The organism is Erythrobacter rubeus, assembly GCF_014705715.1.
Lineage (GTDB): Bacteria > Pseudomonadota > Alphaproteobacteria > Sphingomonadales > Sphingomonadaceae > Erythrobacter > Erythrobacter rubeus.
Map to the genome: position 1 here is coordinate 2,847,379 of NZ_JACXLC010000001.1, position 12,690 is coordinate 2,860,068.

Here is a 12,690-nt window from a genome sequence, read left to right on the forward strand (position 1 = left end):
ATCCCATGACTCATCGTTAGGCGAGACGTACCAGTTCAGCACCTCGGGGATTCGCGACCCATGAAGATCATGTCCGGCAATTCGAACCTGCCGCTCGCCCGTGCCATCGCAGGCTATCTCGAAATGCCGCTCACCGATGCGAGTGTCCGGCGGTTTGCCGATGAGGAAGTGTTCGTCGAAATTCACGAGAACGTGCGCGGCGAGGACGTCTTCATCGTCCAGTCGACCAGCTATCCCGCAAACGACAACCTGATGGAACTGCTCATCGGGATCGACGCGCTGCGGCGGGCCTCGGCGCGCCGTATCACGGCGGTGATCCCGTATTTCGGTTATGCCCGGCAGGATCGCAAACCCGGCCCCCGCACGCCTATTTCGGCGAAGCTGGTGGCCAATCTCGTGACCGAAGCAGGGGCGGACCGTGTCCTCGCGGTCGATCTTCACGCCGGCCAGATCCAGGGCTTCTTCGACATTCCGACCGACAATTTGTACGCCGCACCGGTGATGGCCGCGGATATCCAGGCACGCTACGGCGATCAGGATCTGATGGTGGTCTCGCCCGATGTCGGCGGTGTGGTGCGCGCCCGCGCATTGGCAAAGCGGCTCGACAACGCGCCTCTCGCCATCGTCGATAAGCGCCGCGATCGCCCCGGCGAAAGCGAAGTGATGAACATCATCGGTGAGGTCGAAGGGCGCCACTGCATCCTGATCGACGACATAGTCGACTCGGGCGGCACGCTCTGCAATGCGGCCGATGCCCTGCTGGAAAACGGTGCGAAGTCGGTCGCTGCCTATATCACGCACGGCGTTTTGTCAGGCGGAGCGGTGGCGCGGATCGACGGTTCGCAGCTCAAAGAACTGGTCATCTCGGATTCGATCCGCCCGACCGAAGCGGCAGAGAAGTCCGATCGTATCCGAATCATGACGATCGCCCCGCTGGTTGGAGAGGCAATCCGCCGCATCGCCGATGAAAGCAGCGTCAGCTCACTCTTCGACTGACGCGGCCTCGCCTATTTGAAACTCGCGATCGACGGATCTCGCCAAGGCGGCGGGGTGTCCGGATCGATGCGGCCCAGCGCTTCCAGCCGCCGCGCCTGACGCGCTTCTAACGTTATCGTCATGAATGGCTGCGGCGTCGTCGCAAATTTGCGCGGAGTGATCCCGAAGAACGCCTTGAACTCGCGGATCATATGCGACTGGTCGAAGAACCTGAGCGCAGCCTCTTCGGCCTCGCGGTCATCGGCAACACCGCGCAGATGGGCGGCGATATCGAGTGCGCGGGCCCGGCGCAGCACTTGCGTCGCGGTCTGTCCGTAGGCCGCCTTGATCATGCGCTCCAGCCGCCGTCGCTCGATTGCATGCTCATCGGCAAAGTCCGAGATCTGCATATTGGGATCCCGAAAAACCTCTTTATCGAATTCCTCGATGATCGGATCGGGTTTGACCCGCCCGGTGCGCTCGATCAGGCTTTCGATCAGTTTTTCGGCAACGCGCATCCACCGTTCAGGAGATGCTGCGGGATCGAACCATTCCAGCAATTGCGCGCTGGTGCCCCATTCGGTGTCGCCGTAAATGTGGTCGTAGAGGATGATCCGGTCGAGCGTGCTCGAAACCTCCGGGCCCTGCAGCGCGGCCATAGCGCCTGGCTTTAACCAGACGCCCATAGTGGCGAAGGAATCGCGAACGGTTACGGCCATGCGCTTCGTATTGGGACCGAAAAGCAGGGCGCTGGGGCCATACCGTCCCACACCATCGCGGGTCTGCGCCGTCCATGAACCGCTGAACAAGACTCGCAGAACTGGTGCATCGGAGATCAGGCCGCATTTGATTTCCACGCCCGGATCGAGATCGACCCTTGTCGAGTAAACCCGCGCGGCCCACGGGGCAATTTCCTTAGCCGGTGCGCGGTTGATCGAAAGCGGCTCGCCGGCCTTCGAATAGCCGTGGGCAGAGCGTAGTTCGGGACCTGCTCCACTGAAATGGTGTTCGACGGGCGTCGGTTGCCCTGAATTGTTCGCCCCCATGGAGCCCATTTTCGACCCTGACTTCTTTTTTGCCTTGGATGCGACCCCGAGAGAAAAACTAAGTTCGGATTTTTCAATTGGAGTGCTTTTACAGGTCTTCGGCGAAGGCGGCAAACTCGTATGTTAAGTTCGACTACAAATATTTGACCAAGCGATATTTCCAGTGCTTAGGCATCGCTGCCCACAGTGCCTTGACTGGAATACCTTGCATGACCCGTTCCGATCTTGATCTTGCTAATGCCCTAGCCGATGCCGCGCGTGCAGCGATCCGCCCGCTGTTCCGCGGTAAGTGGAGCGAGAAGCGTAAGGCCGATCGATCCTATGTGACCGAGGCGGATCGGGCTGCCGAAGCAGCGATGCGCAAGCTCGTCGAAGACCAGTGCCCCGAGGATGGCATTATCGGTGAAGAATACGGTGCGACAAACGAAAGCGCCGGTCGCCAATGGGTGCTCGATCCGATCGATGGCACGACCAGTTTCATCGCGGGCCGTCCCATTTTCGGCACGCTGATCGCGCTTATGCAGGACGGCTGGCCCGTTCTTGGTGTGATCGATCAACCGATTGCGGGTGAACGCTGGATTGGGCGCCTTGGCGAGGGCACCACTTTCAACGGCAAGCCTGCGCGAGTGAGCCCGTGCAAGGAATTGTCTGAAGCGGTGCTCGGCACCACGACCCCGCATCAATTCACCGGCGACGATGTCGATGCTTTTATGGGCGTCGCGAAGTCGGTGGCCGAGCGCAAGATCATCTACGGAGGCGATTGCTACAATTACGGTCTCGTCGCCAGCGGTCATGTCGATCTCGTGGTCGAAGCCGGCCTGAAACTGCATGATTATGCGGCGCTTGTTCCCGTGGTCGAAGGAGCAGGCGGGATGATGAGCGACTGGCAGGGCAACCCAATCGATGCGCAAAGCGATGGCCGCGTCATCGCTCTAGGGGACCCAGCGCGACTTGAAGACGTTCTTGAAGCGATGGGATGATACCCCGACGCAAGAAAAGGACTTTTCATGCCTCATATGGAAACAAGCGGAATAGAGAATTGGACGCCTGAAAACCTGCCGGATCTCTCCGGCAAACTGTGCATCATTACCGGGGGAAACTCGGGCATCGGTTTCGAGGCGGCAAAGCTCCTCGCGCGCCAGAATGCTGATGTGGTGATTGCCGCACGAAACGAGATGAAAGGCAAACAGGCGCTCGCCAAGATCGTCAATCTGGGAGAGGGCCGGTGCGAGCTGCTTAAAATCGATCTCGCCGATTCCTCATCGATCCGGGATGCCGCGAAAGAAGCCCAGGACCGTTTCGGAGCGATTGCCGCGCTGATCAACAATGCGGGCGTAATGCAGACTCCCAAGCAGAAAACTGCCGATGGGTATGAGATGCAGCTGGGTACCAACCATCTCGGGCATTTCTTGTGGTGCGCGCTGATGTTTGATCAGGTCGATGGGCGCGGCGGCCGGGTCGTTACGGTGTCGAGCATTGCGCACAAGTTCGGCCGCATCGACTTCGACAATCTGATGATGGAGCGCGGATATGACGCCAGCCGCGCTTACTTTCGATCGAAGCTAGCCAACCTGCTGTTCGCGATGGAGCTGCACCGGCGCCTGGATAAAGCAGACTCGCGCATCAAGTCGATCGCCTGCCATCCGGGCTATTCGGACACCGAATTGCAGTTCAGCGGTCCGACGGCGGTGCTCAAGGCGATTTACAAGATCACCAATTCTATCATCGCCCAGCCGGCAAAGCTCGGGGCGTACCCGACCGTGCTCGCTGCTGCGGATCCCGATGCGGTGAGCGGCGGGTATTACGGCCCCACCGGGTTCTTCGACGCGCGTGGGCCGGTCGGCGATGCCGATGTTGAGCCGCGCGCCCTGGATGAAGACGTGGCGCGGCGTCTGTGGGAGGTCAGCGAGGAATTGGTGGGAGAAAGCTTCGAGGTTTAGACGCTTTCCTACAGATACGCCGAAGAGGCATTGTCGGGGGATGATTGCGACCCATCTTGACCTCGGACCCGATGCTGCCTTGTGCATGACCAACGGCACCGCACGTGCGGACAGCTTTTCGCCTCAGGACCGTGTAACATGCGGTCCATGTCTCAGCCGCGTGGTGGCCTCGGAGCGGCGTGCGACATGCGCGAATCGCTTGCATCGCGGCGCAAAACCGCTATGTGCGCGTCCTTCAACGACACAGATTGCGAGTCCGGCCTGGCGACAAGGGCTGCCAGGGCTGGTCCAATGTGTCTCTGACTTAAGGAGATAGAAATGCCCAAGCTTAAGACCAAAAGCGGCGTGAAGAAGCGCTTCAAGATCACCGCTTCGGGTAAGGTCAAGCATGGCGTCGCTGGTAAGCGTCACCGTCTGACCCACCACAATGCGAAGTATATCCGCCAGAATCGCGGCACCACCGTCATCTCGGATGCCGATGCCAAGACGATCAAGAAATGGGCGCCCTACGGGCTCGATTGATGGCTGAGCGGGCGGACGCCTGCTCCCTCACTTAGACACAAGGATATACAGATATGCCTCGCATCAAACGCGGCGTTACCACCCGCCAGAAGCACAAGCGTCTCCTCGAACAGGCCAAGGGCTATCGTGGTCGCCGCAAGAACACCATCCGCGTCGCGCGTCAGGCCGTCGAGAAAGCCGGCCAGTACGCCTATCGCGATCGCCGCATCAAGAAGCGCAACTTCCGCGCTCTCTGGATTCAGCGTATCAACGCAGCCGTTCGCGCCGAAGGCCTGACCTATTCGCAGTTCATGCACGGCGTGAAGCTCGCCGGTATCGAGCTCGACCGTAAGGTGATGGCCGATCTCGCGATGAACGAAGAAGCGGCATTCAAGACGATCATCGCACAAGCGAAGAGTGCTCTGCCGAACTGAACGGCTATAACCGCCATTGCCGAAGGGCATGAGCGGCTAATGAGATAAAGGGGCGGCGCGTCGGCGACTGCCCCTTTTCTTGCTTACCAAGCAGGCGAAGTCGATTTGTAAGAATCTGCCAATTTCCTTGTACAGACTCGCCAATTGCTGCACATGCAACTGCTATGGTGGCTGGGAACCGAAAGGGAGGGGTCGATGAGCCGGACTACAAGGTCCGCAGCCACTTCTACACCCCGCCAAGCGAGTTCGACGGCTGCTTCACGACCTTCTATCATATGACGTTGCAGGTCGAAGACGGCAAAACGGTACAAGACTACCTCCAGCCGGAATGGAGCAACATCCGGTTCTTTAGCGGCGATCAGCCCAGAGCGGAAATAGCCGGATCGCGCGTTACCGGGGCTTGTTTCAATGCGACGGGACCAAGTTCGTTGCCATGTCGTTTTGAGCTTGGCACGTCTGAGATGTGGGGCATTGGTCTTCTCCCGCTCGGTTGGTCACGCTTTATCGACGCCGATGCGCACGGTCTGGCAAACACGCTGTGGGACGGATCGCAGCATTCCGCATTCGCGAAGTTCGACAGCCTTTCGAAGGTGCTGTGCGATGTCGAGGCGACGCCTGAGGAACAGGTCGCACACATCGTCGAGACCATGAACCAATTGATGCGACACAATCGTGATGAACCGAAAATCCTGCGCGTTCACAAGGCTCTGGTCGACGGGGCCTATCTCGCGGTCAAGGATCTGGCCGATGCATGCGGGATGAGCATTCGCACTTTAGAGCGAGTCTGCCGACGTTACTTCGGCTTCACTCCGAAACGGCTGATGCGCCGCCAGAGGTTCATTCGCAGCCTCACGACATTCATGTTGCACCACGGCACGCGCTGGACCGAGGCGATGGATGCCGAATATCACGACCAGGCGCAGTTTACCCGTGAGTTCCACGAATTCATGACGATGAACCCGAGTGAATACGCAGCGCTCGATCATCCGATCCTCTCATCCTTCATGGAGGCCCGGGCGCGGGTGTGGGGGAGCGCAGCGCAGGCTCTCGACGTTCCGACCAACTGAGCGCCGGTTCGGCCCGGTTGTTCGCTCGAAAAACCTGCCTCAGCGCGCATTGCATCTTTGCCTTGTCCGCCATTTCTCGCTAGCGGACGCGCTCATTTGAATGAGCCATGACATGACCGATTTGACACAACAGAAAAATGAGGCGCTGACAGCGATTGCCGGGGCAGCCTCGCTCGACGCTCTCGATGAAGAGCGCGTGGCGGCGCTCGGGAAAAAGGGCTGGGTAAGCCTAGCGCTGAAGACGCTTGGCGGCATGAGCCCGGAAGAGCGGCAGCAGGCCGCACCCGCGATCCAGGCTGTGCGCGCCGAGATAGCCGAGGCGATCGAGCTGAAGAAAGCGCAATTGGAAACGGCCGAGCTCGAAGCAAAGCTCGCGAGCGAAACAATCGACCTTACTCTGCCGGCGCCCGCGCAGGCGAAGGGTTCGGTCCATCCGGTTAGTCAGGTCATGGACGAGCTGGCGGAGATCTTCGCCGATCTCGGCTTCGAAGTTGCGACCGGGCCGGAGATCGAGGACGATTGGCACAACTTCACCGCGCTGAACATGGATGAGAGTCATCCTGCGCGCGCGATGCACGACACGTTCTATTTCCCGGACAAGACCGCCGATGGCGGCGAGATCCTCCTGCGCACCCACACTTCTCCGGTGCAGATCCGCTCGATGCAGCAGGTCGCCAAGGAGAATTCTGGCGGCGCGCCAATGCGCCTGATCGCGCCGGGGCGCGTCTATCGCTCCGATAGCGACGCAACTCATACGCCGATGTTTCATCAGGTCGAAGGGCTGGTGATCGACCGGAATATCCATCTCGGCCACCTCAAATGGACGCTGGAAACCTTCTTGAAAGCTTTCTTCGAGCGCGACGACATCGTTCTTCGCCTCCGCCCCTCTTACTTCCCTTTCACCGAGCCGAGCGTGGAAGTCGATGTCGGCTATTCTCACGAAGGCGGCCGCCGCGTTGTCGGCGGATCGGGCGACGATGCCGGACATGACTGGATGGAACTTCTCGGCAGCGGCATGGTCAATGCGCGCGTGCTCGAAATGGGCGGGTTCGATCCTCAGGTCTGGCAGGGCTTTGCCTGGGGACTCGGCGTCGACCGGCTCGCGATGCTCAAATACGGCATGAACGATCTGCGCGCTTTCTTCGATGGCGATCCGCGCTGGCTGTCGCATTACGGGTTCTCCCCGTTCGATCAGCCGACGCTTTCGGCTGGTGTGGGAGCGGGCGCATGAAATTCTCGACCACATGGCTGAAAGACCATCTCGAAACCGATGCGTCGCTTCAGGAAATCGTCGATACGCTGAACGCGATTGGGCTTGAAGTCGAAGGTGTTGAGGACCCGGCAGAGAAGCTCGCGGGCTTCACCGTGGCCAAGGTTTTGACCGCAAAGAAGCACCCGGATGCCGACAAGCTGCAGGTGCTGACAGTCGACACCGGTGAGGGCGATCCATTGCAGGTCGTTTGCGGCGCGCCCAATGCGCGTGCGGGCATGATGGGCGTGCTCGGTCAGCCCGGCGCGGTCGTCCCGTCGAATGGCATGGAACTGCGCAAGAGCGCGATCCGCGGAGTCGAATCCAACGGTATGATGTGCTCGGTGCGTGAACTTGAGCTGGGCGAAGATCATGACGGGATCATCGAACTGCCCGAGGATGCGCCGGTCGGGTACAGCTTTGCCGATTATCATGGCTCCTCGCCGATCATCGACGTTGCGATCACCCCCAACCGCCCCGATTGCATGGGCGTGTACGGCATAGCGCGCGATTTGGCGGCAGCGGGTCTAGGCACGCTCAAGCCGATTGCTTTCCCGGAATTCACTGCCGAGGGCGCGTGCCCGGTCGAAATCCGCACAGACGATCCGGAAGGCTGTCCTGCATTCTATGGCCGCGTGATCAAGGGCGTGAAGAACGGCCCGTCGCCTGATTGGCTTGTGCAGCGATTGAAGAGCGCGGGCCAGCGACCGATTTCGCTGCTGGTCGACCTCACCAATTACCTGATGCTGGCCTTTGGTCGCCCAGCGCATGCCTACGACGTCGCCAAGCTTCACGGAGCCGTGGTCGCCCGGCGCGCGACGAAAGGCGAGCAGGTCCTGGCGCTAAACGAAAAGACCTACACGCTCGATGAGAGCATGGTGGTGATCGCCGACGACAAGGAAGTGCACGACATTGCCGGAATCATGGGCGGTGAGAATTCGGGCGTGCAGGACGACACGACCGACGTGTTGCTCGAAATCGCCTATTTCGATCCGCCGCGCATCGGCGTGACCGGGCGCAAGCTGGGCCTCGCCTCTGATGCGCGCACGCGGTTCGAACGAGGAGTTGACCCGGCGTTTCTGCAGGAAGGACTCGACCTTTTGACAGGACTGATCGTCGAGCTCGCTGGCGGGCAAGCGAGCGAAGCCGTTCAGGCTGGATCGCCGCCGAGCGAGCCGAAAGTGCTCAGCTTCGACACCGCTCGCACAGTCAGGCTAGGCGGGGTCGAGGTTTCGGCAGACGAGCAGCGCCGCATCCTCGAGAGCCTTGATTTCGCGGTTGGCGACGACTGGCAGGTGACCTGTCCGCTGCGTCGGCACGATATCGAAGGGCCAGCCGATCTGGTCGAGGAAGTTGTACGCATTCACGGCCTAGACAAGGTCGAAAGCGTCGCCCTGCCGCGGGTCGAGGGCGTCGCCCGTCCGACAGCGACGGCGGATCAGGTTGTCGAGCGCAAACTGCGCCGCGCCGCTGCGGCCAGCGGCTTGAACGAGGCGATCACGTGGTCATTCCTGCCAGAGGATGAAGCTGCGCATTTCGCCGATAGCGCCGCTCTTTGGGCGCTTGCCAACCCTATCAGCGAGGACATGAAGGTCATGCGGCCCTCGCTCCTTCCGGGCCTCCTCAACGCGGCCAAGCGGGCAGCAACACGCGGAAGCGCCTCCACTCGTCTGTTCGAAATCGGGCGCCGGTATTTCCGCGGCTCCGACGGGCTCAGCGATGAGCGCTCGACACTTGGCGTGGTGCTTGCAGGCGAAAAGACTGCGCGCAGCTGGGCCACTGGAAAAGCGCAGATGTTCGATGCCTATGATGCGAAGGCGGCTGCTACCCAGCTGCTCGAAGCGGCGGGTGCTCCGGCCGGCAATCTCATGGTCATGGGCGAGGCGGGCTCGCAGTTTCATCCCGGTCAATCCGGCACTTTGCGATTGGGGCCGAAAAAGGTGCTGGCACGCTTCGGCATGGTCCATCCGGCGACGCTGAAGGCGCTCGATGTCGATGGCCCAATTGCCGCGGTCGAAATCTTCCTAGATGCCATTCCGCAAAAGAAAGCATGGAAGGGCGCGAAGAGCTTCGCCCGGCCAAGCTTCACGCCGCCCGCGCTGCAATCGGTGACGCGCGATTTCGCCTTTCTGGTGCCCGAAGCTCTCCCTGCCGCCGAGCTGGTGCGCGCAGTCAAGGGCGCGGACAAGGCGAATATCACCGATGTGGGCGTGTTCGATGTTTTCGCAGGGCAAGGCGTGCCCGAGGGTCGCAAGTCGGTCGCCGTGGAGGTGACACTTCAACCCGCTGAGAAATCGTACAAGGACGCCGATCTGAAAGCGATTTCGGACGCGATTGTCGCTGCGGCGGCCAAGCAGGGGGCGGAACTGCGCGGTTAAAGCGCGTGCCGAAGCTCCATGTCGAACAGACGCACCTTTGCGATCATTTCACACCCCGATGCGGGTAAGACGACGCTGACAGAGAAGCTGCTGCTGCAGGGCGGCGCGATCCATCTTGCCGGCGAGGTGAAAGCCCGCGGCCAAGCGCGCCGCGCCCGCTCGGACTGGATGAAGATCGAGCAGCAGCGCGGCATCTCGGTCACATCCAGCGTCATGACGTTCGAAAAGGATTATGACGGTGAGACAATCACTTTCAACCTGCTCGACACGCCGGGGCACGAGGATTTCTCTGAGGACACTTACCGCACGCTGACAGCGGTCGACAGCGCAGTTATGGTGATCGACGCGGCCAAGGGCATCGAGCCGCAGACGCGTAAGCTGTTCGAGGTGTGCCGCCTGCGCAACGTGCCCATCATCACCTTCGTGAACAAGGTCGACCGCGAGGGGCGTGACCCTTTCGAAACGCTGGACGAAGTGGCCGATATGCTCGCGCTGGACGTGTCGCCGCAGATGTGGCCTATCGGAATGGGCGGTCAGTTCGAAGGGCTGCTGGATTTCGAAAGCGGCGAAGTCAGCCGCCCTGAAGGCCCGTCGAAGGAGTTTTTGGGAAAGCGCGACAGCGATCCTGAAATCCCGGAGGAATGGGCGGAGGAAGCCGAGCTTGCCAAGGTCGGCTATCCCGAATTCGATCTCGACGCCTACCGCAGCGGCGACCTGACGCCGGTCTATTTCGGGTCCGCGCTCAAGAGTTTCGGCGTGACCGAACTGATCGATGCGATTGCCAAACACGCCCCTCCTCCGCGCCCCCAGCCGGCCGGCGATGAGCAGATTGCACCGGGGCATGACGAGGTGACCGGCTTCATCTTCAAGGTGCAGGCCAATATGGACCCGAACCACCGCGACCGGATCGCCTTTATGCGGCAGGTTTCGGGCACGTTCAAACGCGGTATGAAGCTGACGCCCAGCGGTCTTGGCAAACCGATTGCGATCCATTCGCCGATCCTTTTTTTCGCGCAGGACCGCGAGATCGCCGACACTGCCGAGGCGGGCGACATTATCGGCATCCCGAACCACGGCACTCTGCGGGTCGGTGACACGCTTTCTGAAAAGGACGCGGTGCGCTTCACCGGCCTTCCGAACTTCGCACCCGAAATCCTGCGCCGGGTACAGCTGAAAGACCCGACCAAGACCAAGCAGCTGCGCAAGGCTCTGGATGATCTTTCGGAAGAGGGCGTGATCCAGGTTTTCTATCCTGAGATCGGCGCGCAGCACATTGTCGGCGTCGTCGGCCAGCTTCAGCTCGACGTGCTGATTTCGCGGCTTTCTGCCGAATACAAGGTGGAGGCTGTGCTCGAGGCGTCTCCGTTTGCGACGGCGCGCTGGCTCAAAGGCGAGCGCAAGGCGCTAGACGAATTCGAAAGCTTCAACCGCGCCAACCTCGCCCGCGACCGCGATGGCGACCTAGTGTTCATGGCGAAGAGTCCCTGGGACGTGAACTACCAGATCGAGAAGAACCCCGAACTGACCTTCTCCGCGACGAAGGAACGCTAGGCTTGCCGATGGCGCCGCATCGCGGCATGTGAGCGCGCATGAACGGCTATCAACCCTCGCGCTTCGGCCCCACTTCGCAGACATTCATTTCGCAGCGTCTGCGCCTCAATTACGAAGATTGGGGCGGACGGGGGAAGCCGCCGCTCATCCTCGTCCATGGCGGGCGCGATCATGCGCGCAGCTGGGACTGGACGGCCGAGGCCCTTCGCGATGAATATCACGTGATTGCCATGGATCACCGCGGCCATGGAGACAGTGATTGGGTGTCGGACGGCAATTATTCCGCCGGCGATATGGTCTACGACCTTGCGCAGCTGATCCACCAGCTCGGCGCAGGGCCGGTGCGCATGGTGGCGCATTCGATGGGCGGAAATGTGGCGCTGCGCTATGCCGGGATGTTCCCCGACATGGTAACGAAACTCGTTGCGATCGAGGGGCTGGGTCCGTCTCCCGAATGGAAGGAGGAGCAACGCAAGACCCCCTATCCGCAGCGAATGGCCGAATGGATTGAGAAAAAGCGCAAGGCCGCCGGGCGAACACCGCGCAAATATGAAAGCATCGAGGCCGCTTTCGCCCGGATGATCGAGGAGAACTCCTACCTCACCGAGGATCAAGCGCGGCACCTCACCGTCCACGGCGTCAACCGCAATGAAGACGGGACCTATAGCTGGAAGTTCGATCCGCACCTCAATGTCTGGGGCGTCGAGGATGTCGCCGACGAATTCATGGAAGCGACCTGGGGCGCGATCTCCTGCCCTACGCTGCTGCTATACGGTCAGGACAGCTGGGCTTCCAATCCCGAAAAGGATGGGCGCATCGAGCATTTCAGCACAGCGCGGGTCATCGAATTCGAAAAAGCGGGGCACTGGCTCCACCACGACCAATTTGATAGGTTCATCAGGGTGCTGCGCGACTTCCTCTGACGCGGCCGGAGATACGATATGGCTGACTTTTTCGACGCGCTTGATCCGAAGCACATCGCGATGATCGAAAAGCAGCCGATCTTTTTCGTCGCCACTGCCGCCCCAGATGCGCGCATCAATCTCAGCCCGAAGGGATATGACGCCTTCCGCGTCCTGTCGCCCACGCGGGTCGCCTATCTCGATCTCGGAGGGTCGGGCAACGAAACCCATGCCCACCTCGCAGCGGATGGACGGATCACCCTGATGTTCTGCAATTTCGACCGGCCCGCGCTGATCTTGCGCCTATATGGCACCGGTAAACCGGTTCTCCCGCAGGACGAGGGCTGGGAAGGCTTGGCCGAACACTTCACCCTGATGCCGGGCACGCGGCAGATATTCGATATTGCGGTCGAAAGCGTGCAAACCTCCTGTGGCTGGGGCGTGCCGTTCATGAGCCTTGAGAGCGAGCGGGAGACGCTTAAGAAAGCCCACCGCCAGAGCGATCCGGTAGAGTGGGAATCGAAGATGGCCAAGCGGACCAGCAGCATTGACGGCCTGCCGACCCGCGCAACCGATCGTTATATCTCCGGCGAGCAATAACGCAGCAAACGTGCGCAAGCAGCCCTCAATGCGCATCAATTCTGTGC

At 60.7% G+C, this 12,690-nt stretch carries 12 protein-coding genes; 11 read left to right on the forward strand and 1 reads right to left on the reverse strand.

Annotation, left to right across the window (positions count from 1 at the left end; all coding sequences use genetic code 11):
• The first annotated feature begins 60 nt into the window (after positions 1 to 60).
• Positions 61 to 996 carry a ribose-phosphate pyrophosphokinase gene (locus IB285_RS14035; protein WP_190788742.1) on the forward strand — a complete coding sequence of 312 codons (936 nt, stop codon included), beginning with the start codon at positions 61 to 63 and terminating at the stop codon, positions 994 to 996.
• An 11-nt stretch (positions 997 to 1,007) separates the two neighbouring features.
• Here the strand turns inward: IB285_RS14035 and IB285_RS14040 are convergent, their stop codons facing one another.
• Positions 1,008 to 2,030 carry a helix-turn-helix domain-containing protein gene (locus IB285_RS14040; RefSeq protein ID WP_190788743.1) on the reverse strand — a complete coding sequence of 341 codons (1,023 nt, stop codon included), beginning with the start codon at positions 2,028 to 2,030 and terminating at the stop codon, positions 1,008 to 1,010.
• Between the two features lie 200 nt (positions 2,031 to 2,230).
• Between IB285_RS14040 and hisN the strand changes: the two genes are divergently transcribed.
• From hisN to IB285_RS14090, 10 genes are all read left to right on the forward strand, one after another.
• A complete protein-coding gene (gene hisN, locus IB285_RS14045) occupies positions 2,231 to 3,001 on the forward strand; it encodes a histidinol-phosphatase (protein ID WP_190788744.1) in 771 nt (256 codons plus the stop codon).
• A gap of 27 nt (positions 3,002 to 3,028) precedes the next feature.
• The gene (locus tag IB285_RS14050; protein WP_190788745.1) at positions 3,029 to 3,961 is read left to right on the forward strand and encodes an oxidoreductase; all 933 of its coding nucleotides are present in this window, start codon (positions 3,029 to 3,031) and stop codon (positions 3,959 to 3,961) included.
• Positions 3,962 to 4,279: 318 nt separating this feature from the next.
• Complete coding sequence (rpmI, locus tag IB285_RS14055; protein ID WP_190788746.1) at positions 4,280 to 4,483, forward strand: 50S ribosomal protein L35; 204 nt, start codon at positions 4,280 to 4,282, stop codon at positions 4,481 to 4,483.
• A 53-nt stretch (positions 4,484 to 4,536) separates the two neighbouring features.
• A complete protein-coding gene (gene rplT / locus IB285_RS14060; RefSeq protein WP_190788747.1) occupies positions 4,537 to 4,896 on the forward strand; it encodes a 50S ribosomal protein L20 in 360 nt (119 codons plus the stop codon).
• Between the two features lie 167 nt (positions 4,897 to 5,063).
• Positions 5,064 to 5,963 (forward strand): helix-turn-helix domain-containing protein, encoded by a 900-nt coding sequence (locus IB285_RS15150; RefSeq protein ID WP_328705898.1) that lies wholly within the window; start codon positions 5,064 to 5,066, stop codon positions 5,961 to 5,963.
• A gap of 112 nt (positions 5,964 to 6,075) precedes the next feature.
• On the forward strand, positions 6,076 to 7,194 hold the full coding sequence (gene pheS / locus IB285_RS14070) for a phenylalanine--tRNA ligase subunit alpha (RefSeq protein ID WP_190788749.1): 1,119 nt from the start codon (positions 6,076 to 6,078) through the stop codon (positions 7,192 to 7,194).
• Positions 7,191 to 9,590 (forward strand): phenylalanine--tRNA ligase subunit beta, encoded by a 2,400-nt coding sequence (pheT, locus tag IB285_RS14075; RefSeq protein WP_190788750.1) that lies wholly within the window; start codon positions 7,191 to 7,193, stop codon positions 9,588 to 9,590. The genes pheS and pheT overlap by 4 nt, the downstream gene beginning before the upstream one ends.
• Before the next feature lie 18 nt (positions 9,591 to 9,608).
• Positions 9,609 to 11,141 (forward strand): peptide chain release factor 3, encoded by a 1,533-nt coding sequence (locus IB285_RS14080; protein ID WP_190788751.1) that lies wholly within the window; start codon positions 9,609 to 9,611, stop codon positions 11,139 to 11,141.
• 38 nt (positions 11,142 to 11,179) lie between these two features.
• Positions 11,180 to 12,064: an alpha/beta fold hydrolase gene (locus tag IB285_RS14085; RefSeq protein ID WP_190788752.1), complete on the forward strand. Its 885-nt coding sequence runs from the start codon at positions 11,180 to 11,182 to the stop codon at positions 12,062 to 12,064.
• Between the two features lie 18 nt (positions 12,065 to 12,082).
• Complete coding sequence (locus IB285_RS14090) at positions 12,083 to 12,643, forward strand: pyridoxamine 5'-phosphate oxidase family protein (RefSeq protein ID WP_190788753.1); 561 nt, start codon at positions 12,083 to 12,085, stop codon at positions 12,641 to 12,643.
• Positions 12,644 to 12,690 lie beyond the last annotated feature (47 nt).

Bases quoted from the DNA above. Each gene is read 5' to 3' on its own strand.
- IB285_RS14035 (WP_190788742.1), top strand. From the start codon at position 61: ATGAAGATCATGTCCGGCAATTCGAACCTGCCGCTCGCCCGTGCCATC.
- IB285_RS14040 (WP_190788743.1), bottom strand. From the start codon at position 2,030: ATGGGCTCCATGGGGGCGAACAATTCAGGGCAACCGACGCCCGTCGAA.
- hisN (WP_190788744.1), top strand. From the start codon at position 2,231: ATGACCCGTTCCGATCTTGATCTTGCTAATGCCCTAGCCGATGCCGCG.
- IB285_RS14050 (WP_190788745.1), top strand. From the start codon at position 3,029: ATGCCTCATATGGAAACAAGCGGAATAGAGAATTGGACGCCTGAAAAC.
- rpmI (WP_190788746.1), top strand. From the start codon at position 4,280: ATGCCCAAGCTTAAGACCAAAAGCGGCGTGAAGAAGCGCTTCAAGATC.
- rplT (WP_190788747.1), top strand. From the start codon at position 4,537: ATGCCTCGCATCAAACGCGGCGTTACCACCCGCCAGAAGCACAAGCGT.
- pheS (WP_190788749.1), top strand. From the start codon at position 6,076: ATGACCGATTTGACACAACAGAAAAATGAGGCGCTGACAGCGATTGCC.
- pheT (WP_190788750.1), top strand. From the start codon at position 7,191: ATGAAATTCTCGACCACATGGCTGAAAGACCATCTCGAAACCGATGCG.
- IB285_RS14080 (WP_190788751.1), top strand. From the start codon at position 9,609: ATGTCGAACAGACGCACCTTTGCGATCATTTCACACCCCGATGCGGGT.
- IB285_RS14085 (WP_190788752.1), top strand. From the start codon at position 11,180: ATGAACGGCTATCAACCCTCGCGCTTCGGCCCCACTTCGCAGACATTC.
- IB285_RS14090 (WP_190788753.1), top strand. From the start codon at position 12,083: ATGGCTGACTTTTTCGACGCGCTTGATCCGAAGCACATCGCGATGATC.